General features: G+C 42.3%; 16 protein-coding genes. 13 read left to right on the top strand and 3 right to left on the bottom strand.

The features are described 5' to 3' along the window. The first annotated feature begins 62 nt into the window (after positions 1-62). The 3 genes from HYD28_16565 to HYD28_16555 all read left to right on the top strand — a co-directional run bounded on the left by HYD28_16565 (position 63) and on the right by HYD28_16555 (position 5,551). Entirely contained in the window at positions 63-305 is a 243-nt protein-coding gene (locus HYD28_16565; protein QLE10441.1) for a DUF465 domain-containing protein, read from the top strand. Positions 306-486: 181 nt separating this feature from the next. After that, complete coding sequence (locus HYD28_16560) at positions 487-2,733, top strand: S46 family peptidase (protein QLE10440.1); 2,247 nt, start codon at positions 487-489, stop codon at positions 2,731-2,733. Between the two features lie 139 nt (positions 2,734-2,872). Beyond that, positions 2,873-5,551, top strand: coding sequence for a peptidase M14 (locus tag HYD28_16555; protein QLE10439.1), 2,679 nt, complete (start codon positions 2,873-2,875; stop codon positions 5,549-5,551). A gap of 69 nt (positions 5,552-5,620) precedes the next feature. Here HYD28_16555 and HYD28_16550 read toward each other — a convergent pair whose 3' ends face one another. Then, entirely contained in the window at positions 5,621-7,081 is a 1,461-nt protein-coding gene (locus HYD28_16550; GenBank protein QLE10438.1) for a Gfo/Idh/MocA family oxidoreductase, read from the bottom strand. Positions 7,082-7,355: 274 nt separating this feature from the next. On the opposite strand from HYD28_16550, the gene HYD28_16545 reads away from it, so the two are divergent. Genes HYD28_16545 through HYD28_16520 form a run of 6 tightly spaced genes read left to right on the top strand, consistent with a single transcriptional unit; the run spans position 7,356 to position 14,056 of the window. Continuing rightward, positions 7,356-8,621 (top strand): D-tagatose-bisphosphate aldolase, class II, non-catalytic subunit, encoded by a 1,266-nt coding sequence (locus HYD28_16545; protein ID QLE10437.1) that lies wholly within the window; start codon positions 7,356-7,358, stop codon positions 8,619-8,621. Positions 8,622-8,642: 21 nt separating this feature from the next. Continuing rightward, positions 8,643-9,761: an SIS domain-containing protein gene (locus HYD28_16540; protein ID QLE10436.1), complete on the top strand. Its 1,119-nt coding sequence runs from the start codon at positions 8,643-8,645 to the stop codon at positions 9,759-9,761. Positions 9,762-9,778: 17 nt separating this feature from the next. Next, complete coding sequence (locus tag HYD28_16535; protein QLE10435.1) at positions 9,779-10,702, top strand: ROK family protein; 924 nt, start codon at positions 9,779-9,781, stop codon at positions 10,700-10,702. Beyond that, the gene (gene nagA, locus HYD28_16530) at positions 10,680-11,843 is read left to right on the top strand and encodes an N-acetylglucosamine-6-phosphate deacetylase (GenBank protein ID QLE10434.1); all 1,164 of its coding nucleotides are present in this window, start codon (positions 10,680-10,682) and stop codon (positions 11,841-11,843) included. The genes HYD28_16535 and nagA overlap by 23 nt, the downstream gene beginning before the upstream one ends. 13 nt (positions 11,844-11,856) lie before the next feature. Then, complete coding sequence (locus HYD28_16525) at positions 11,857-13,551, top strand: GMC family oxidoreductase (GenBank protein ID QLE10433.1); 1,695 nt, start codon at positions 11,857-11,859, stop codon at positions 13,549-13,551. Continuing rightward, positions 13,544-14,056: a hypothetical protein gene (locus tag HYD28_16520; protein QLE10432.1), complete on the top strand. Its 513-nt coding sequence runs from the start codon at positions 13,544-13,546 to the stop codon at positions 14,054-14,056. Before HYD28_16525 ends, HYD28_16520 begins: the two co-directional genes overlap by 8 nt. Positions 14,057-14,088: 32 nt before the next feature. Here HYD28_16520 and HYD28_16515 read toward each other — a convergent pair whose 3' ends face one another. Then, positions 14,089-15,354, bottom strand: coding sequence for a sugar MFS transporter (locus tag HYD28_16515; GenBank protein QLE10589.1), 1,266 nt, complete (start codon positions 15,352-15,354; stop codon positions 14,089-14,091). Between the two features lie 223 nt (positions 15,355-15,577). Between HYD28_16515 and HYD28_16510 the strand changes: the two genes are divergently transcribed. The 3 genes from HYD28_16510 (at position 15,578) to tatA (ending at position 19,701) form a co-directional block, all read left to right on the top strand. Then, a complete protein-coding gene (locus tag HYD28_16510; GenBank protein ID QLE10431.1) occupies positions 15,578-16,342 on the top strand; it encodes a DeoR/GlpR transcriptional regulator in 765 nt (254 codons plus the stop codon). 315 nt (positions 16,343-16,657) lie between these two features. Beyond that, the gene (locus tag HYD28_16505) at positions 16,658-19,474 is read left to right on the top strand and encodes a TonB-dependent receptor (protein ID QLE10430.1); all 2,817 of its coding nucleotides are present in this window, start codon (positions 16,658-16,660) and stop codon (positions 19,472-19,474) included. Between the two features lie 71 nt (positions 19,475-19,545). Further along, the gene (gene tatA, locus HYD28_16500; protein ID QLE10429.1) at positions 19,546-19,701 is read left to right on the top strand and encodes a twin-arginine translocase TatA/TatE family subunit; all 156 of its coding nucleotides are present in this window, start codon (positions 19,546-19,548) and stop codon (positions 19,699-19,701) included. Positions 19,702-19,714: 13 nt separating this feature from the next. Here tatA and HYD28_16495 read toward each other — a convergent pair whose 3' ends face one another. Beyond that, the gene (locus HYD28_16495; GenBank protein QLE10428.1) at positions 19,715-20,794 is read right to left on the bottom strand and encodes a mechanosensitive ion channel; all 1,080 of its coding nucleotides are present in this window, start codon (positions 20,792-20,794) and stop codon (positions 19,715-19,717) included. A 122-nt stretch (positions 20,795-20,916) separates the two neighbouring features. Here HYD28_16495 and HYD28_16490 point away from each other — a divergent pair, with 122 nt between their 5' ends. Then, complete coding sequence (locus HYD28_16490; protein ID QLE10427.1) at positions 20,917-21,885, top strand: YihY/virulence factor BrkB family protein; 969 nt, start codon at positions 20,917-20,919, stop codon at positions 21,883-21,885.

Here is a 21,885-nt window from a genome sequence, read left to right as displayed (position 1 = left end):
GACTCTGTTTGTTACAGTGATACAGTGAAATTGAACTTAAATTCTAGCCAAAGGAGTTGCCCATGCTAGGCGAAAAACACTCGTTATTGAACGAATTCCCGGAGTTTAATGAATTAATCCATAATCTTGCTAAAAATGATGCTCACTTCAAGAAAACCATGCAGCGTTATGATGAGATGGATAAAGAAATTCGTGAGCTTGAATTGCAAAATTCGCCAATTGAAGATGCGGATATGCATGAAAAGAAACACCAACGCGCCGCGCTAAAAGATGAACTTTATGACTTTTTAAAAGCCAACACTTAACAATTTAAAAAGCTAATGCCCCTACCAATTGCATACTCATAGTAGGGGCTTTTTATTTTCTGTTTTTACTACTCAATCGTAGTTAATCGCAATATCCCTTTACTCAATCAAGGTTATGGTAGTCTTAGCGCGATTTTTTCAGGCAACAATAGAATAGTGCTTTGCACTGACTAGGATTAACATGATTAAAAAAAATATTATTACTACTTCATTAGCACTAATGGGTGTTGTCGCTGTAGGTAGCGCATACGCTGATGAAGGGCAGTGGCAACCGCATCAATTAAAACAATTACAAAGCGAGTTTGACCGCGTTGGTATCGAATTACCGGCTTCACAAGTGGCAGATCTCAACCAATACCCACTCAATGCAGTGGTTGGTTTAGGTTATTGCTCTGCGTCATTTGTGTCACCAAAAGGCTTGGCGGTAACTAATCATCACTGTGCTTATGGCGCGATTCAAAATAACAGCACACCAGAAAACAACTTAATTGAAAAAGGCTTTTTAGCAGCTGACTTATCAAAAGAGCTACCTGCAGGCCCACAAGAGCGTTTGTATGTAACAGAACAAGTGGATGATGTCACTGAGCGCGTACTGGGTAACTTACCCGCAGAACTACACGGCAAAGCGCGTTATGAGGCGATTCAAGCGAACCGCAAGGCGTTGATCAGCGAGTGTGAATCAGATCCTAACTACCGTTGTACGGTTCGAGATTTTCACCATGGCTTAGAGTACTTCATGATCAAGCAACTAATGATCAAAGATGTGCGCTTAGTTTATGCCCCAGCAGAAGCATTGGGTAATTTTGGTGGTGACATCGATAACTTTGAATACCCACGTCATACAGCTGATTTTACGTTTGTACGTGGCTATGTCGGTAAAGATGGTAAACCTGCAGATTACAGCGAAGATAACGTACCTTATGAGCCAAAGTCGTTCTTAAAAGTGAATGCGAGCGGCGTAAGCTTAGGGGATGGTGTGTTGGTGGCAGGTTATCCGGGTCGTACAAGCCGCTATAAACTAGCAGACGAAGTAAATTATTCAGCGAGTTGGTATTACCCGACACTGCTTAATACTTACAACATGACCCTTGATGTGATTGCCAAGCAGAGTGAAGGCGATGAGCAAGCACAGGTAAAATATGCCTCTCGTGTAAAAAGCACCAACAACCGTTTAAAGAAACTCGAAGGTTTACAAGACGGTTTTAAAGTAACGGATATTCCGGGAATTAAAGCTGCGCAAGAGCAAGAATACCTAGCTTGGTTTGCACAAAGTGCTGAACGTAAAGCCTATGCAGATTCATATCACGCATTAAAGTCATTATTAGTTGAAGCACATGCTCAGCAACAAAGTCACTTTTACTTTGATTATGCAAAACGAGCAGACTTACTAAGCACTGCAATTCGTTTATACCGCTTAGCAAAAGAGAGCGAAAAACCTAATGCAGAGCGCGAAATGGGTTACCAAGAGCGCGATCTTCCTATGCTTAAAGCCCGTTTAGAGCGCTTGCAAAAGCAATTTACACCTGAGGTCGATAAAGCTTTATGGTTAAGCTACTTAGGTAACTATTTAGCACAAGACAAAGCTGCGCAAGTAGCGGCATTAAACAATGGCTTAGGTATCACAGACACTACAACACAAGCCGAACTTGATGCGATTGTAGCTTCTTTTTACGCTAAAACAGAACTTACAGATACAGCAACGCGTGTTAGCTGGATAGGTAAATCAGTAGCCGAATTTGAAGCATCAAATGACCCATTCATTAAATTAGCTGTTGCGCTATACGATACCAATATGGCACAAGAGGCTGACGAAAAAGAAATGGCCGGTCGTTTAGCTGAAATTCGTCCGCAATATATGCAAGCAGTCATCGCCTTTAATAATGCTAAAGGTAAGCCAGTTTACCCAGATGCAAATGGCACTTTACGCGTAAGCTATGCACAAGTTGATGGTTACCCAGCAGCAGATGCTGTGTATAAAACACCTTTTACATCACTACGTGGTTTAGTAGCTAAACACACAGGTGAAAAACCATTTGTTGTTACAGATAAAGTACTTGAAGCATATAAAAAGCAAGCGTTTGGTGCGTACTACCGCGGTGACTTAGGTTTACCAGGTGTCAGCTGTAGTTTATTCAGCTTTGGTTGTGAGCCACAAGCGGCTAAACCACTTGAAGTAAACTCAGTTCCTGTAAACTTTTTAAGTAGCGCTGATACCACTGGAGGTAACTCAGGTTCGCCAGTAATGAATGGTAAAGGTGAATTAGTAGGCCTTAATTTTGACTCGACTTATGAATCAATCACCAAAGATTGGTACTTTAATGCGAAGATCACCCGTGCGATCCACGTTGATATTCGATACATGCTTTGGTTAATGGAAGAAGTTGATAACGCAGGTTACCTACTTGATGAAATGACCCTAGTTAAATAGCCCCGCTATTTTGAAAATAACCGCAGCAATCGCTGCGGTTTTTTTATGTCTTTAATTTATGCCAATCTAACGTTTTTAATTTGTTTATTTTCAATACTTTTGTAATGTACAAAATAGATACTTTTATTTGGGAAACATAATGAGCGCCAAACAAATAATAAAAGCCATTTCAGTGAGTGTTGTGGCAATAACGGCAAGCTTTAATGCCAGTGCAACGAATACTGAAGCAATGTGGCCGGGCACAGCTTACGAAAAGCAAATACCGACATTTAAACAAGTACTAGGGTACGACGTAGGTGAGCGCATCACTAATTACAGCGATATGCGCCGTTATCTTAGCGCCCTTGAACAGGCTGCGCCTGATCGTATTAAAGTGTTTAAGTACGCAAACAGCTGGGAAGGTCGTGAGCTGGTTTATGCGGTGGTTGGAACCGCTGAGCATATTCGTTCATTAGAAACCCTTGCGAATGACACACAAGCTTTGGCTGATCCGCGTATTACCTCTGAAAAAGAAGCGAAGTCGCTAATAAAAAATTTACCGACGTCTGTGTGGCTTCAATATGCAGTGCACGGTAATGAAATTAGCTCAACCGATGCTGCATTATTTACAGCGTATCACTTATTAGCAGCTCCGAATGATGCAGTTAACAGCAAAATTTTAGACAACACCGTGGTCTTTATCGACCCATTACAAAACCCAGATGGTCGTGAGCGCTTTGTTACACGTTACTATGCAAGCGTCGGTCTTGAGCACAGTGCTGATAGGTTAAGTGCAGAACATAATGAGCCGTGGCCAAGAGGCCGAACAAATCATTATTTGTTTGATATGAATCGTGATTGGTTAGCGCTTACTCAGCCTGAAAGTAAGGGGAAAGTGGCAGCAATCAATAAATATAAACCACAAGTGGTGGTGGATATTCATGAAATGGGCGGCGATCAATCTTACTACTTTGCACCAGCTGCTCAACCATTTAACCCGCATATGACGAAAACTCAAATCGCCAACATGGATGCAATTGGTCAAAATCATGCGAAGTATTTTGATGAATTTGGTTTTGATTATTTTACCCGAGAAATTTTTGACGCCTTTTATCCTGGCTACGGCGATAGCTGGCCAGTATTTTATGGTGCGTCTGCATCAACCTACGAAGTCGGCTCAGCCAGAGGTCATGTATTTGAGAAAAACACTGGTGAGCTGCTCACTTATTTTAATACTGTAAAACGTCAATTTGTGGCCTCAATCTCGACCGCCGAAGGTGCAGCCAATCAACGCGAAAAATTACTGGGTGACTTTTATCAATATCAAGTTGATGCAATTGATTCCGGTAAAGATAGCAAAGAGCGTGTTTATATTTTACCTAAACAAAGTAATCGTGAAGGAGCTCATAGGTTAGCAACCTTAATGGCTGAACATGGTGTTGAAGTTAAACAAGCAACCGAAGATTTCAAAGCCTGTGGCGTTAAGTATAAAGCGGGTAGCTACTTTATTGATACCGCCCAGCCACGTGGGGTATTTGTACGCACCACATTTACAGACCAAGTAGATATGGCTGAGGCATTTGTAAAAGAGCAAGAAAGACGCCGTGCTCGTAACCTGGGTGATGAAATTTACGATGTCACAGGTTGGTCACTGCCTATGATGTTTAATGTTGATAGCGATAGTTGTGGTCGCGCTGTTAGCGCAGACAGTAAAGCAGTTAAGGCCGACGACACATTGCTTGGCAAAGTGAATAACCCAGATGCCTCAGTGGCTTATATTGTTGCCTGGGGCGATACGGCCGCAGCACGCTTTTTAACAGCGGCACTACAAGCTGGCATTAAACTGAAAAGTGCTGACCAAGCATTTGTATTAGGTGATAAAACTAACTACCCAGCGGGCAGCTTAGTAATCGAAAAGCGCCTAAACGATAAAGACCTACTAACTAAAATTAGCCAAATTGCTGAGCAAACTGGTGCAATTGTTGATGGTGTGGATTCAAGCTGGGTGATTGAAGGCCCAAGCTTTGGTAGTAACAAAACAGTGCCTATGGTGGCACCAAAAGTGGCGATTGCATGGGATGCCGCTACTCGTGAGCTAAGCGCCGGTAACACTCGTTTTGTTATCGAAAGACAGCTTGGCTACCCAGTAACCGCAATTCGTACGCCAATGCTTGCATGGGCTGATTTAAGTGATTACCAAGTGCTTATTTTACCAGAAGGTAATTACGAGCAAGCATTAGGTAAATCTGGCGCAGCTAATTTAAAAAGCTGGGTTGAAGCGGGCGGCGTGTTGATTGCCCTAGGTAATGCAAACCGTTTTACCACCAATGTTGATTACGGCTTATTAGATGTGAAGCGAGAGCAAGCTTACCGAGAAGATAAAGCCGATAGCAGCGATAATAAAAGCAGCAAAGTGGCAGGGCAGTTATTCACTTCTCGTGATGATTTGAAAGCGGCAAGCATCGAGCCACACACATCGCCAGACTATGTAGCCGGTGTACTTGCTAATGTTGAAGTAGATCAAGAGCATTGGTTAACTGCAGGGGTTGATAAAGACCTCGTTGCGGTGGCTTATGGTAATGATATTTACACGCCAATAAAACTTAACTCAGGTAAAAACTTAGCGTGGTTTTCAGGTAAAGACGATGTGCTGGCAAGTGGTTACCTTTGGCAGCAAAATAAAGCGCAGCTTGCATATAAACCATTGCTTGTGCATCAACCTCAAGGCAAAGGCATGGTGATTGGCTTTACACAATCACCAACCTATCGTGCCTACCTTGAAGGCATGAATGTACTTTTAACTAACACGATTTTCCGTGCTGCAGCACATGCTCAGTAAGGTCATAGTCTAATAAAAAAGCCCGCAGGGCAAAGGGCGGGCTTTTTAGTATTCCAAGGAGAGAAAGTGTTAAGACACAATCCCCAGCGGCTTGCCTGTTTGCCAAGCGCCACGGGTAAAGTCTGGAATTGTTTTGCTATTACTTCTATCAGCAACCGATGCCATACTTTGCGGGAAGATTGATGACCATGCTGCAGCATCGTATACATCTTGATCAAGTGGCTCATTATTGCGCAAGCAGTAGATCATGCGCCAAAGCATAATGAAGTCCATACCGCCGTGACCACCGTTACGAACCGCTTCTTCACCCATGCGTTTCCAAAGTGGATGATCAAATTCGGCACGCCATTTTTCCATATCTTGATCCCAGCTATGGAAATTTTGCATATGTGGCTTACGACCTTGCGAGCCGGCTTTTTCCCACGCAGCGAGCTCTGCTTCATATTGCTGTTGATAAATTTTCGCGATAGCTGGTGGCACATCTTCAAGGGCAATACGATTAGGGAAACCTGCAAATGTACCATTAGTACCTTGAATTAGGTTATGGCGGCTATACGGACGAGGGCTAGTGGTATCGTGCTGAACCATAATGCTACGACCTTTCACTGTTTTAATAATGCTGGTGTTCATGTCGCCAGCAGTAAATTTAAGTGAACGACGTTCGTGGCCTGCAGGGAATTCACGTTCTGCGTACGCTGCGCGGCCAAGCGCAGGAGAGCTGACTGATGTAACAAAGTCAAAGCGGTCACCACGGTTGATGTTCATATACTGAGAAACCGGGCCTAAACCATGAGTTGGGTATAAGTTACCGTTTACTTTCGTATGCCAGTAAGTGCGCCAAGAGCCGGTGCTACGGTCGATTTCTTTCATCTGCCAACGCAGGTCATGAATATAAGCGGCTTCACCATGTAGTAACTCGCCAAATACGCCTTTTCGAACCATGTTTAATACCATTAACTCGTCGCGACCGTAGTTAACGTTTTCCATCATCATACAGTTCTTTTGTGTGCGTTCAGCAGTGTTCACTAGTTGCCAGCATTCTTCCATTGTGGTGGCTGCTGGTACTTCAACAAAGGCATGTTTACCACTTTCCATGGTCTCAACACTCATTGGTGTGTGCCATTTCCAAGGTGTTGAAATGATCACAATGTCTATGTCATCGCGAGCAAGCATGTCTAAATAGGCTTTATCAGAACCCGTATAAGCAGTTGGTTTAGGTAAGCCTTTTTCAACAACATAGTTAACAGACTTATCAAGCATTAGCTGATCTGTATCGCAAATAGCTTTAATTTCAACACCTTCAATATGGCAAAGGTGTTTTACATGGCCGCTACCACGTTGACCAACTCCGATAAAACCAACACGTACCACATCCATTGCTGGCACAGCTAAGCCCATTACGCTTTTACCTTGTGCAGCAAGTGGGGTGCTTTGATTATCACCTTGTTGGCTTTTCGCACAGCCAGTCACGACTGTCGCGGCGGTAATGGCTGCGGCAGATTTTAAAAAACTACGTCTATCTATTGTCATAACGATACCTAAATCACTGAGATTATTTTAATAGTGGGTTTCAGTTATTTCTGTTATATCGCAACTCAAAGTTAATTACAATTAAATGCTTTCAAAATCTTTCGTAATTGCAGGGTTTATCATTTGAAGTCTTATTAAACCCTATATTAAGCGTGCTATCAGCTTACCCTTGGCCTTTCGTTGTCTTTCGTTTTATTGCGAAGTGTTTCGCGCTGTGCTACTGTAATTTCAAATCACGTATCTAACCAATAGCGTAAGCTGCTTGGAGAAAACCATGAATGCATTAAAAACGATTATAAATAACAATCGAGTAGGGCAAGCGCAGGGAATTTATTCTGTGTGCTGTGCACACCCGCTCGTTATCGAAGCAGCGATGTTGCAAGCTCTCAATGATGATACTGAAGTTTTAATTGAAGCTACGGCGAATCAAGTTAATCAGTTTGGTGGTTACACAGGTATGAAGCCCCATGACTTTGTTGAATTTGTCCATGCAATAGCCGAAAAGGTAGGGTTAGGTACCCAGCGCATTATTTTAGGTGGGGATCATTTAGGCCCAGTGTGTTGGGTGAATGAGCCTGCAGAGGTTGCGATGGAAAAAGCTGTTGAACTAGTAAAAGCCTATGCAAGCGCTGGTTTTAAGAAAATTCATTTAGATGCCAGTATGCCATGTGATGACGATGGAGAACGTTTGGCTGATGCTGTGATTGCCGAGCGTGCAGCATTGATGTGTCAAGCTGCCGAGTCGGTCTCAGAAGATAACGATATTCTCTATGTAGTGGGTACTGAGGTTCCTCCTCCGGGTGGCGCTACTGAGGAGCATGATACGATTGAAGTGTCGCATGTTGAAGGTGTACAGCAAACAATAGAATTACATCAGGCTGCGTTTGCTAAATTTAATATTAGTGATGTGTGGTCGCGTGTTATTGCTGTTGTTGTGCAGCCAGGGGTTGAGTTTGATAATCATCAAGTATTTAACTATCAACGTAATGAGGCGCAAAAACTGAAAGAATTTATAACCCATGTCGACAACCTAGTTTATGAGGCTCACTCAACGGATTATCAGCCTGATCACTGCTACCATGAGCTAGTGCAAGATCACTTTGCAATATTGAAGGTAGGCCCACAGCTTACTTATGCACTTCGTGAAGGGCTATTTGCTTTATCTTATATTGAAGACCAGTTAGTTGATCCTGCCAAGCGTTCTAATTTACGTGATGTATGTGAGCGGATCATGCTTGAAAAACCGCATTACTGGAATAAATTTTACCCAACAGAAGGCGCTCAAGCGAAGTTATTTAGAGCTTACAGTTATAGCGACCGTATTCGTTACTACTGGCCTGAAGATGAAATAAAGCAAACGGTAGAAACCTTGTTTGATAATTTAGAAGAGCAAATCATTCCACAAACCTTGCTTAGTCAGTTTATGCCAATGCAATACAAAGCATTAATCAATGGCCAAATTAACTCATCACCGCGTGAGTTAGTACTTAATAAAATAATGGAAGTAACGAATACCTATTCGCTTGCTTGTAATCAATAGGTGGTGTTGAGAGAATTTATTATGACGCAGTATTTATTATTAAACGAAACAGAACTTAAGCAAAAGAACGCTTATTGGACAGCAAGAGAAATCTCTCAGCAGCCAGAATCATGGTGTAATACCGCCGCTATTATCGAAACACATCGAGCAGAAATAAACGCATTTTTAGCCCCGCTTTTGCCATTAAAGGAATTACAAATAGTATTAACTGGCGCTGGCACATCAGCTTATGTTGGCGAAGTATTAGCACCACACTTAACAGTCAAAACAGATTTAAATGTGCGCGCAGTCAGCACTACAGATATTGTGTCTAACCCACATGGTTTTTTACAAAAGGGTACGCCAACCTTACTTATTTCTTATGCGCGTTCAGGTAATAGCCCTGAAAGTGTCGCTGCGGTCGATATCGCTGAGCAAGTCGTTGAAAAATGCTATCACTTAGTGATTACCTGTAATGAAAGCGGTGAGTTAGCTAAAAGAGCTGCGATTAAAAGCAATAGCTTTTGTGTACTTATGCCGAAAGAAACCCTTGATGAAAGCTTTGCAATGACCAGTAGTTTTACTTCGATGTTGCTTTCAACGTTATGTATTTTTACCCCTGATGTTAATCAGCTTACACAAGTGACAAGGCAAACAGAGCAGCTGCTCGAAACACAACTCGATGAGATTAGGAACTTTGCGCAAACTGATATTGAGCGCTTGGTGTTTTTAGGGGCTGGTTCCTTAATTGGTTACGCAAAAGAAGCGGCCTTAAAGTGTTTAGAATTAACGAATGGTGACTTAATTAGTTATTTTGAAACGCCACTCGGTTTTCGCCATGGCCCTAAAACTATTATTAACGATAAAACAGCAGTGTTGTTGATGGCCTCGAGTGATTTTTATAGTAGTTTGTATGATGCTGATTTATATAATGAACTATTAAATGACCAACAATGTTCTGCGGTCAAAAAGCTGGCTTTAAATAGTGAACTGGTCGAGCTAGATGATGTTTGGCAAGGTCTGTATTATATTGTCTATTGTCAGATTTTTGCATTTTATAAATCAATGTCACTCGGTTTAACACCTGATAATCCTTGCCCTACGGGCGAAGTTAACCGTGTTGTAAAAGGGGTAACTATTTACCCATTAACTTCTCGCTAAGTAGTATTGGGTAAAGCATGGCTGTTTACGGACTTGATATTGGCGGTACAAAAATCGAAACCGCCATTTTTAATGATAATTTAGAGCAACAGCAAAGTTGGCGTATTACCACGCCAACCGATGACTATCAGCAATTTTTGCAAGCAATTTATCAGCAAGTGCTCAAAGCCGATAAGCTGACAGGTTGCCAAGGTGCTGTGGGCATAGGGATGCCTGGTATTGTTAATGATGTAGGTAAAGTGTTGTCGGCTAATGTGCCATGTGCCACAGGTAAAGTGATTGCCACAGATCTTCAAGCAATATTAAAACGCCCTGTTGCGATATTAAATGACACCCGTTGTTTTGCTTTATCGGAAGCAAATGGCGGAGCCGGTGAAGGTTATAGTCGGGTATTCGGTGCAATTGTTGGCACTGGTGCGGCAGGTGGTATGTGCATTGATGGTACTTTGTTTAACCAAGGCTTAGGTATGTCGGGGGAGTATGGTCATTTACCACTGTCTGCGTATCTGCAACAAAAATATCAATTGCCAGTTTTGAAGTGTGGCTGTGGTTTAAATGGCTGTGTCGAAAGTTATATTGCAGGGCCAGGTGTACAAACCTTGTATCAGCATATTACGCAATCCCCTAAATCAGCGATTGAATGGGCGAACGATATTAAGCGCTCTGATGAGCAAGCTTTAAAGGTGCTCGCTTGTTACTTAGACATTCTTGGTGAAACCTTTGCTGCCATTAGTAAAAGTTTGCACCCAGAAGTTATCGTGCTTGGGGGTGGGTTGTCGCTCATTGATGCAATAGTAGAAAAACTACCTGACGCTATTCAAACTCATTTATTTTCAGGTTTTGCCGTGCCCGAAGTGAAGCGTGCAAAATTTGGTGATTCTAGCGGCGTGCGGGGCGCTGCAATAATAGGAAGTGTTCATGCTAATTCCAAAGCATCTTAATCGCTATTACTTAAAAGCCGCAAAAGTTGTTACTGATGATGCCGTTTTACTCGATCATGCAGTATTGGTCGAACAAGGCAAAATTAGTGCTATTACCACGCAAATAGAGCCCGAGATCGAGGTAATAGAGTTAGGCGAACATAGCTTATTTCCGGGCTTTATCGATTTGCATATTCATGGCCGTGAAGGCTGCGATATTATGGACGGTACCCCTGAATCGCTTGAGACTATTTCTCGTTCTTTAGCAAAGCACGGCGTTACGGGTTTTGTTGGCACAACGGTGACCGCAGACTGGGACGTATCAATTCAAGCTTATAAAAATATGGCGACTGCTTATAAAAAAGGCTTGGCTGGTGCACAGTTACTGGGAGCTTATAACGAAGGTCTATTCTTTGCAGAAGCGCATAAAGGGGCGCATAACGAGTCATTTTTTTTAGAGCTCACTAAACAGCGATTTGATGAAATTTATGCAGCATGTGAAGGTTGTTTAAGCTCATTTGCGTTAGCGCCAGAACTACTTAAATCACCCGACATGATCCGCTATATCACTGATAAAGGTGTGCGTGTCATGCTGGGTCATACAGATGCTAATTTTGAGCAAGCATCACAAGCACTTGCTCATGGTGCTTGTGGTGGTGTGCATATTTTTAATGGTATGCGCGGTATTCATCATCGTGACCCCGGTTGTACCGGCGCACTATTAATGGACAACGATGCCATGGTTGAGCTTATTCCTGATGGTATTCATTTGCACCCGAGCATAATGAACATGGTATATCGTTTAAAAGGAGCAGATAAAATTGCTCTAATTACAGACTGTGTGAGCGCTGGAGGTTTACAAGATGGTCGCTACCGTTTAGGTGAGCTTCCTATTGTGGTTGAGCAAGGTGTTGCGCGAACTGAAAGCGGCTCTTTAGCTGGCAGTACATTAACCATGGAAGTTGGCGTTGAACGTTTTTATAACCTAACCGACGCTAGCCTAGTTGAAGCAACTAAAATGGCGAGTTTAGTACCCGCTGAGTTTTTAAATAAAGCGGAGCAAATAGGTAGTATTGCGGTAGGTAAACAAGCTAATTTTGCGCTGCTCGATAAAGACTTTTCTGTTCAAGCAACGATATGTGCGGGCAAGCAAATCTTTTAAAAGTTAAGTGAGAATGCAGGCAAAAGTATTCGATGCTATTGTTATTGGCAGTGGCATTACTGGCGGCTGGGCTGCTAAAGAACTGACCGAAAAAGGGCTCAATGTACTGCTACTGGAACGTGGTAGGCAGGTTGTGCACGGTACTGACTATATCACTGCCTTTAAAGAAGATTGGCAACTGCCATTTCGTGACAGGCCTAGCCTGCTAGAAAAGCGCAACCAAGCTAAACAAGCACGCACTGGCTATGCCACCAAGCAATCAATAAAACATTGGTTTGTGAATGATTTGCAGCACCCTTATCAAGAATCGCAACGTTTTGATTGGATCCGAGGATATCACCTTGGTGGGCGCTCATTAACTTGGGGGCGGCAATGCTTACGCTTCAGTGATATTGATTTTGCAGCCAACAAACAAGATGGTCACGGCGTTGATTGGCCAGTGCGCTACAAAGATATAGCGCCTTGGTACGATAAAGTCGAAGCCTACATTGGGGTTATTGGCGAAGCGCTGAACTTACCTCAGCTACCTGACGGACCTTACTTGCCTCCCTTCGCACTTAATGCAGTAGAACAGCAACTTAAACAAAGTTTATTAACCCACTACACTAATCGGCACCTAACAATCGGGCGAGTGGCGCATTTAACCAAGGCAAAACCTGAACAAGGTCGTGCCGTATGCAGCAAGCGCAACCGCTGTATGCGTGGTTGCCCAACCGGTAGTTACTTTAGTAGTTTAGCCTCGACCTTACCTGCAGCGATGCGTACTGGGCGACTCACTATTCAGACTCACTCCATTGCCAAAGAGATTATTTACAATCCAGATAGCGGGCAAGCCACAGGTGTGAAAGTAATTGATGCTGAATCTAAAAAAGAGCGTATCGAGCGAGCGAACATCATTTTTTGCTGTGCATCAACGGTAGCCACAACAGCCTTGTTATTAAATTCAACCTCTGCACGTTTCCCAAATGGCTTAGGGAACGATAGTGGAGAGCTTGGCCATAACCTCATGGATCACCATTTTAGGGTTGGTGCAACGGGTGAACCAAAAGGTTTTGCTGAGGACTTTAATGATGGCGACAGACCCGTTGGTTTTCATATCCCGCGTTTTCGAAACCTTGATGATAACGAGCAGCATAGCTTTATTCGCGGCTATGGCTATCAAGGATACGCAACACGCAAAGATTGGCGACGGGGCTTTAAAGAACTTAGCTTTGGTAAGGCTTTTCGAGAAGAACTTGCCAAACCTGGGCCTTGGCAAGTTGCATTGATAGGTTTTGGTGAATGCCTGCCTTATCATCGTAATAAAATGAGCTTAGATCCGGTATTAAAAGATCAATGGGGATTACCTTTAGTTAATTTCGATTGCCAATTTGGTGAAAACGAACAGCGAATGCGCGAGGATATGAAAGCGCAAGCTGTCGAGATGCTAACCAAAGCAGGTTACCAAAATGTGCAAGCTTACGATAAAGGCTCAGCACCGGGGCAAGCTATTCACGAGATGGGAACCGCGCGAATGGGGCATGATGCTAAAAGCTCAGTGCTTAACCGTTATAACCAAATTCATAGTGTGCGTAACGTCTATGTCACTGATGGCTCGTTTATGTGCTCGTCGGCTTATCAGAATCCTTCGTTAACCTATATGGCATTTACTGCAAGAGCCGCTGATCATGCTGTACGGCATTATCAAAATGGAGTGTTTAATGGCTGATCTACAAAGGCGAAATGCGATTAAATGTTTAGCAGCATTATTAGGTGTCGCTATTACGCCAGTGGCTGCGACTCAATTATTTGATAAAACGGATGATAGCCATTTTGAGGTACTTAAAGCTGCGGCGCATCGGGATGTGGTCACGCAAATGCAGGCGGTTATTTTAGAGCTAGAGCCAAATGAGCAGCTGTACTTTGATTTAGTCGCATTTACAGATTTAATGCTAGCAAATACACTAAATGCGGCTGAACGCACTTCATGCTTAAAAGGCGCTGAGCTGATTGCGGCAGGTGATCTTTCATTGCCGCAATTAGCAGATAAACTCACTGGTTTATTTACTATCTCTTTGCAACAGCAACAGCAAATAATGGCGCAGCAAGCCCTATCTATTTCAGAAGTAAGCCCTGACAAGCGTGACGAGTATTTAATTTATAAGTGTATTTTTACCGTGCGTGAATTTTTGTTATTGGGATATTTCACATCAGAAAAATTGCAGGCTAGTTAAATATCTAAATAACTGAGCCTGCGAAGACGTTACTAACGCCAACTTGTTAGCTTGTGACCAATCAGCGCGTAATAAAGAATAAACGCATAGCAGGGGATCAACAAATAGTAAGCTTGTTGTGCATTGCCTGTGTACTGTGCAAATACACCGTATACCAAAGGTAACAAAGCACCACCAGAAATACCCATAATGAGTAATGCCGCGCCAGTTTGGGTTTTATCGCCAAGGTTTGCAAGGGCCATAGGCCAAATGGTTGGCCATACCAGCGCATTTGATAAGCCAAGTAACGCAACAAATAACACGGTATCTGGAAAGCTGTTATCAGCAAGCCAAAAGAGTACTAAGTTTGCAATCGTTGTTTGTTGTGGATCAATCAAAATAATGCCAAACGAAAACACACAACCACTTAACGCAGAAAATATCAGCGCCTGTTGCTGACTAAAAAAGCGGGGAATTAACACAATACCTAAGACATAACCAAGCACCATAAAGCCCATGGTGTAAGAGGTGAGCTCAGCGAACTGCAATACCCCTTGCTCTTTGCCGTAAAGGCCAATGGTGTCGCCAGCAATGACTTCGGCACCTATGTAAAAGAATAGGGCTATCACGCCTAAAACTAAGTGTGGAAATTGCAGAACTGATTTACTCTCGCTGTTGTTGCTTGATTGTGGTTGCTCGATATCAGGTAAGGGGGCTAGCATGATTAAAGCTGCTAAAATGGCTAACGCAATTGCCATTACAAAATAAGGTGTGATTAAACGATTTGCCAGTTCTTGTAACTGTAATTGCTTTTGAATGCTGTTCAATTGAGCAAGGGCTTCTGGACTAAAGCTAGCAATATCGCTAAACACAATCGCAGAGAAGAGCAGTGGAGCCACCACACCTGCGCTTTTATTAAGAATACCCATAATACTAATGCGCACGGCTGCAGTGTCTTTAGATCCAATTAGCACGATGTAAGGATTCGCAGCGGTTTGTAGTAAGGTGAGGCCACTACCTAGGGTAAATAAAGCAACTAAAAATAACCAATACGCTTGAGTTTGTGCCGCAGGAATAAACAGCAGTGCGCCTAATGCCATGGTGCCTAAACCAAACGACATACCATGCTTATAACTGAAGATTTGTAATATCTTAGCGCTTGGCAGTGCCATCACGGTATAGGCAATATAAAACACCAGAGTCACCATGTAGGCTTCTATATGGTTGAGATCGCAGACCATTTGTAAAAATGGGATCAAGGAGCCATTAAGCCAAGTTATAAAGCCAAATAAGAAAAACAAGCCACCAATGATCAACATCGGCAGTAACTGCGTGCGGTTGGTGTGTTCTGTTTGCTCTAACAGTGAGCTTTGTGTTGTCATTTTTGTCACCAAATAAGTTTATTGTGAAACAATCATAAAACAAATTTCGTAAGTTTTGAAAGTTTTATTTTATTTCGAAACTAAGTTTGGCTTTAAAACTGTAAATTGTGTAATATTGAACTACAAATTTGAAAGCAGCTATTAAAACAACAGGCCAGCTATGCTAACCACAATAGAAAGAAGACAAAAAATCGTCCTGATGACCGAGGAACATGGCAAAGTAAACGTTAAAGAACTTGCTAAAACCTTTGATATTTCGGAGGTTAGCATTCGCCACGATCTTAACGAGCTAGGTAAACGTGGCTTAGTTGTTCGTTCGCGTGGCGGAGCAATTGCTTGCGATAAACTCGCTAAAGAGCTTTCGGTGAAAGATAAGCATAATGAAAACTACGCTGTGAAAGTGCTACTAGCTAAAGCTGTAGCAAACTTAGTTGATGATGGCGACTCATTAATTATTGATTCTGGCACCACCACAGAAGAAGTTGCCAAAGCATTAACCAATAAGCAGGGCCTTACGGTGATGACAAACGGCCTTAATATAGCCCATGTGCTGGCTGATATTGATGATGCAAATGTGTTTATGCTGGGTGGACAATTACGAAAGAAATCAATGTCTTTCTATTCAAATGAAGTTGAACAAGCACTCAGTAAGTATAACTTTAAAAAGGTTATTTTAGGGGTTGATGGTATCGACTCGGAAGCGGGGATCACCACCCATTATGAGCCTGAGGCAATGTTGAATCGAACTATGTGTACCCGTGCAGATAAAGTTATTGCTGTGACCGACTCAAGTAAATTTGGTAAGCGTGCCTTGTATAATGTACTACCTCTAAAATCAATCGATGTGCTGGTTACAGACAAAAATATGCCAGCGGAGTTCATTGAATCATTAACGAGCTTAGGTATCGAGGTGATTACAGTTTAACTTTCCAGTTAAAAATAATTGCAAAAAGGTGGCTTTAGCTGCCTTTTTTATTATCTAAAAAGACCAAACTAGCCCACCTCACAGAAAATCTTCGAAAAAAAATATTATCGAAACTTTCGAAATTAAAACCTTATCTTTAAAGGCGTTCAGCGCCTTTTTTATTATTTTGAAATACCGTTTCGTAACTATCGAAAGTTTCGATAGGTAATTAATTGTTGATAGATTGTTTCGTTTTGTTATAAATTAAATGTAAGGCCTTACTCATTACCATTTTTATGGTGAAGAAATCTGAACATTTAAAAACAGGAAATCATCATGGCAACAACAACTAGAAAAAAATATTTGAGTGTGCTGATAAGCTCAATTCTGGCTTCATCAGTCAGTTTCGCCACAACTGCTCAACAACAAGAAAACGATAGTAAGGCCGAAGAAGATGTTGAGGTTATTGAGGTCACAGGGATCCGTAGCAGTATTAAAGAATCAAACTTTCGAAAGAAGGAAGCAACGACAGTAGTAGATGTTGTTGTTGCAGATGACATCGGTAAGTTCCCTGATGAAAATTTAGCCGAGGCATTACAGCGTATTCCAGGAATTACGATTACTCGTAATGGGGGGGAAGGGCAAAATATCCTCGTGCGTGGCTTAGGTGGCGGCTACAACATTACCACTTTGAATGGTCGTAAACTGGCTTCTGAAAACTCAGGACGTGACTTTAACTTTGACACAATTGCCTCAGAGTTAGTGGGAGCGCTTCAGGTTTATAAGTCGCCAGAAGCACGTTTAATTGAAGGGGGCATTGGTGCGGTTGTTGATATCGAAACTCGTAAACCATTAGATCAAGATGGCTTTACTTTGAGTGCTTCTGCAAAAGGGATTTATGAATCGCGAACCGGCGATGTACACCCGCATGCTTCGTTCATCATAGGTGACAATTTTAATGACGATACCTTTGGTGTGCTTTTCTCTGGTGCTTATTCAAAGAAAACCTTACGTGCAGATACTTACTCAGCAAGCGGCTTTTTTGATGAAGAAGAAGGTTGGGGGGCAGACAGCGCGGGTGTGCCAGTCGACATGAATGGCAACGGAGAAATTGATGGGCAAAGTGAAATATTTGCCTCAAAAATCCCGAGTTACATGTATTTTGCCAACGCGCAGGATGTGCGTGAACGCGTCGGTGCGACGTTAGCAATGCAGTGGCGCCCAACTGATACCCTCGATATTAACTTCGATGCCCTTTATTCACGTTACAACACCGATGGTCATCGCTATCAAATCGGTTTTGTTAACTACGATGAAAGCTGGACGCCAGGCACGCCAGTCTTTACCGATGCAGAATTTGATGACACAGGTCGAGTTGTTTCCATGACGCAAACCGGTAACACTATGGTGGAGTTACTCAACTTAACGAATCCACGTAAAACTGATACTTATCAGTTTGCCCTTAATGCAAAATGGTATCCAATGGATGGCCTAACACTGGCTATGGATGTTGCTCATTCAAAAGCGAAAAACGAAAACGGTGGTGATAACCGCTTTATTGTAGCGCGTGGTTTTATTGACTCTATAGGTATTGATTACAACACTGGCAACATGCTGCCAGATGTTACCTTATCGCCAGGCTTGACTGCGGATCAATCTTACGGAGCTCACTATAGCCGTAACACAGGTACAGGTGTTGAAGACACGGTTAATGACTTTAAGTTCACAGGTACGTTTGTGCCTGAAAGTGATTTGGTGACCCGTATCGACTTTGGTTTAACTTATCTTGAGCAAACTAAGAGCCAACTTGAATATGCATCAAAAAATGCCAGCCAATTTAGTAATGGTGGTCAATATTTAGAACGCGATGGTTATGAATTTGATGACAGCACTGTTGTGAATGTAGGTGACTTTAACCTATTTGAAATTCCAAGCGATGTGTTTGTTGAGGCCAATTTCGATAACTTCTTAGAAGGCGAAAGTAGTATTACACCTGAGCCTTGGCCAAGTTTTGATTACGATAAGTTACTTGCTTACTATCGTTCAATTAATGCTGAAGCAACTGATAAAAGTATCGTTGCATCGCTTAATTCATCAGGTACTTATGAGGTAACCGAAGAAGTCTTGACTGCATATGCGCAAGTGACGCTCGAAAGTACCCTTGCAAAAATGCCGTACATGTTAAATGTCGGTATTCGCGGCTCGCAAACTGAAGTAAGCTCAAAAGGGTCTGTTTACGATTTATCATTAATTGACTTACAAGATGATGGTAAACCACTTGAAAATGGTTGGCGTGAAACCGTTGAGCAATCATTTAAAGGGGATTACAGCAACATTTTACCCAGCATGAACTTTAAGCTTAGTATTACTGATGATTTGATTTACCGTTTCTCTGCGGCACAAGTTATTAGCCGTCCATCGTTAGGTTATTTACGCCCATGGCTTGCGCCAAACTTTGATACTTACCGTGAAGGTTTACCTCAACTTTCTATGGGCGATTCATCGTTAACGCCTGAAGAAGCCAATCAAGCCGATATGACACTAGAGTGGTACTTTGAAGACAGTAGCTCGTTAAGTGGTGGGGTGTTTGTAAAAGACCTAAAATCATTTATCGATTACGTTGAAAGTCCTGTTGAAATCGAAGGTGTGCGCTACTTTGCATCTTACCCGGGTAAGAGTAAATATGGTGCGACTATCAAAGGTGCTGAGTTTGCTTATCAGCAATCACTAGAAAACTTACTGCCTGAACCTTTCAATGGTTTAGGGTTTCAACTTAACTACACCTATGTTGATAGCAGCTACGATGAGCCAGAACTGAAAGAGTCAGGCTTACCATTTAGAGGTATGTCGAAAAACTCTTATAATGCTGTGGTTTACTATGAACAATATGGTTTCCAAGCGCGTTTAGCTTATAACTGGCGTAGTAAATTCTTGTCGGATCCAGATGCGTGGGGTGGCCCTTATTGGATCTCTGATTATGGTCAGTTAGATGCCAGCATGAGCTATAACATCAGTGATCAATTCACTGTGTTTGCTGAAGCAACTAACTTAACGAATGAGCGTTATTGGGGTTACACCAAACGCACTGACCAAGTGAGTTATCTTGAGCGCTTTGGTACTCAAGTCGCCTTGGGTGTTCGAGCTAGTTTCTAATCTTTGAATTCCCAGTTGTTAGTGTTGTTCAAGCGCCTGCAAAGGCGCTTTTATTTTAAAATGAGGTTGTTATGGCAGGAATTAGTGTTTGGCAATTAGCCATTATTGCTGCAATTGTGGTGCTGTTATTTGGCACAAAAAAGTTATCCCGAATAGGTGGAGATTTAGGGACGTCAGTCAAAGGGTTTAAACGCGCTATGCAAGATAAACCCAATGATGAAGTTTAGTTCGCGATGACGATTAAATTATATTACTGCCTTGTTCAGGATCGCGAGATTGATCGGCTTGTTCGCGAATATCATCGGCGTCACTGCTAACGTCATCAAGGCTATGATCGTCGAGTGATTTTGGTGTTTGTTGCTCAGCGGTTGCATTGATACTTGGTTGCTCTGTATCGTTCTCGCTATTTAAGATAATACGTTCACGGGCGTCATCTGGCATACTAATTTGCTCTGCTAAATAGGTATTTACTAGCTCTCGCATCAACTGTGAGGCTACCTTGATATGACTATGTTCTGCACTATTTACCCAAAAATAAATAGTTAAATTCAGTGTCGCTGAACCTAGTGAGTCAATCAGAACTTGGCTGGGTGGATCATTAATAACTGCGGGATGTTGATTGACCACTTTCATTGCTAATTGCTGGGCATAGCGAATGTCATTATCATAACCAATACCTACTGCAAAGTGGCCGCGCATTTTAGGGTTAGCAGTTAGATTTTTAATAACGTTTTTATATACCGTCGCATTGGGAATTTGAATATGATTACCATCAAAGTCAACTAAGGTGGTAGCGCGGGCTGTAACCTTTTTAACTACCCCTAAACGACCATCGACTTCGATAACATCGTCAATACGAAAAGGGCGCTGCACACTGAGCAGCATACTTGAAATAAAGTTTTCGGCGATATCGCGAAACGCAAAACCTAAAATAAGCCCGACTAATCCAGTACCACTCATAATCGCCACAGCAAAACTGGTGAGCCCAGCTAGACGCAAAAATAAGTACACACCAAACAAAATTATAATGATACTAAAAAAGCGCCTCGTGACGACATGTAAGAGTTTGCTTTCACTTACAAAACCAAGTGGTTTTATCAATAGATAGGATAAAGGACGGGCCAATAAATAGCAGATAATGATGGCTACAATACCTAATGTCAGGGCGGGTAACATTTGCCATGTAGTATGTAAAAAATGCGTAACCTGAGAATTTAAGTCTTGCCAAGATAAGCTTTCTAAGACTGGTTGCGATGCTACGGAAAGTGTTGGTGTAACTAAGTTATGTATTTGATTTTTTAATATTAAATAATAATTCATCGCACCACTCCATGGGTTTATTTGCAGTTTTTATAAGCTTAGCTTAATGCAAATCAGACGCCATTATTACTGGCAAGTTGTTTGCTACTTTATATCCATTAAGGCAAATTTTTAGGTCACTTATGACTAAGAATAATCGTGGTTTCAAAGCTCGTTCACCCATGGAGATCCCAATTCGAGGCTGGTGGGACATTAGCAAGCGGGTTTATCACAACCTATCACAAGACAACTTATCTTTCGTGGCGGCGGGTGTGGCATTTTATGCTCTGCTTGCGATCTTTCCTGCATTAGCCGCTACAGTCTCTGTTTACGCTTATTTTGCGTCCCCGACCGATATCCATGAGCAGCTTGATAAAGTCACTGCTATTTTACCAACAAGTAGTCGAGACATTATTTTGCTACAGGTCTCAGAGGTGACTCAGCAATCGCAAAAGGTGTTAAGTGTTAGTGCCATAGGGACTTTATTGTTAACGGTTTGGAGTAGCAGTAAGGGCTGTCAGGCGCTAATAACAGCCTGTAATATCACTTATCATCAGCATAACAAACGACAATTTTTTATGGCGTTACTGGTACGCTTTTTATTTTCGCTAGGTGCCATTGTTGTTGCGCTGGTGGCTTTATTGATCATCGGTATTTTACCGATTGTGCTTAACCTAGTTGGTTTAACAGAGCTTATTGATTTGTTGATCAAGCTCATTACGTGGCCATTGTTAGCCATCACTTTTAATTGCGCTTTGGCATTTTTATATCGTTATGCGCCTCATCGAACTCCGGCAAAATGGCGCTGGATCACACCAGGCTCAATACTGGCTACTTTGCTGTGGATCATCGCATCAATTGGTTTTTCATATTATGTCTCCCAATTTGCAAGCTATAACGAAACGTATGGCTCATTAGGTGGAGTAGTGATTATGTTGATGTGGCTCTATATCAGCGCATACATCATTATTTTTGGTGCAGCAATCAATGCCAGTGCCGAGCAGCAAACTGTGGTTGATAGCACTATAGGGCCTGAGAAAGAGGTGGGTCAACGCGGAGCGACTGTGGCGGATGAATTAACCAAGCAGCAAAATAAACATTCTCTTAAATAG

The sequence above is a fragment of the Pseudoalteromonas shioyasakiensis genome, assembly GCA_013391845.1.
GTDB classification, from domain to species: Bacteria; Pseudomonadota; Gammaproteobacteria; order Enterobacterales; family Alteromonadaceae; genus Pseudoalteromonas; species Pseudoalteromonas apostichopi.
Note: the sequence above shows the minus strand (reverse complement) of the source record. Positions and strands in the feature narration are given on the sequence as shown.

What these genes read in the sequence shown, in the direction of transcription:
- HYD28_16565 (QLE10441.1), top strand. Translation starts at nt 63, where the DNA reads ATGCTAGGCGAAAAACACTCGTTATTGAACGAATTCCCGGAGTTTAAT.
- HYD28_16560 (QLE10440.1), top strand. Translation starts at nt 487, where the DNA reads ATGATTAAAAAAAATATTATTACTACTTCATTAGCACTAATGGGTGTT.
- HYD28_16555 (QLE10439.1), top strand. Translation starts at nt 2,873, where the DNA reads ATGAGCGCCAAACAAATAATAAAAGCCATTTCAGTGAGTGTTGTGGCA.
- HYD28_16550 (QLE10438.1), bottom strand. Translation starts at nt 7,081, where the DNA reads ATGACAATAGATAGACGTAGTTTTTTAAAATCTGCCGCAGCCATTACC.
- HYD28_16545 (QLE10437.1), top strand. Translation starts at nt 7,356, where the DNA reads ATGAATGCATTAAAAACGATTATAAATAACAATCGAGTAGGGCAAGCG.
- HYD28_16540 (QLE10436.1), top strand. Translation starts at nt 8,643, where the DNA reads ATGACGCAGTATTTATTATTAAACGAAACAGAACTTAAGCAAAAGAAC.
- HYD28_16535 (QLE10435.1), top strand. Translation starts at nt 9,779, where the DNA reads ATGGCTGTTTACGGACTTGATATTGGCGGTACAAAAATCGAAACCGCC.
- nagA (QLE10434.1), top strand. Translation starts at nt 10,680, where the DNA reads ATGCTAATTCCAAAGCATCTTAATCGCTATTACTTAAAAGCCGCAAAA.
- HYD28_16525 (QLE10433.1), top strand. Translation starts at nt 11,857, where the DNA reads ATGCAGGCAAAAGTATTCGATGCTATTGTTATTGGCAGTGGCATTACT.
- HYD28_16520 (QLE10432.1), top strand. Translation starts at nt 13,544, where the DNA reads ATGGCTGATCTACAAAGGCGAAATGCGATTAAATGTTTAGCAGCATTA.
- HYD28_16515 (QLE10589.1), bottom strand. Translation starts at nt 15,354, where the DNA reads ATGTTGATCATTGGTGGCTTGTTTTTCTTATTTGGCTTTATAACTTGG.
- HYD28_16510 (QLE10431.1), top strand. Translation starts at nt 15,578, where the DNA reads ATGCTAACCACAATAGAAAGAAGACAAAAAATCGTCCTGATGACCGAG.
- HYD28_16505 (QLE10430.1), top strand. Translation starts at nt 16,658, where the DNA reads ATGGCAACAACAACTAGAAAAAAATATTTGAGTGTGCTGATAAGCTCA.
- tatA (QLE10429.1), top strand. Translation starts at nt 19,546, where the DNA reads ATGGCAGGAATTAGTGTTTGGCAATTAGCCATTATTGCTGCAATTGTG.
- HYD28_16495 (QLE10428.1), bottom strand. Translation starts at nt 20,794, where the DNA reads ATGAATTATTATTTAATATTAAAAAATCAAATACATAACTTAGTTACA.
- HYD28_16490 (QLE10427.1), top strand. Translation starts at nt 20,917, where the DNA reads ATGACTAAGAATAATCGTGGTTTCAAAGCTCGTTCACCCATGGAGATC.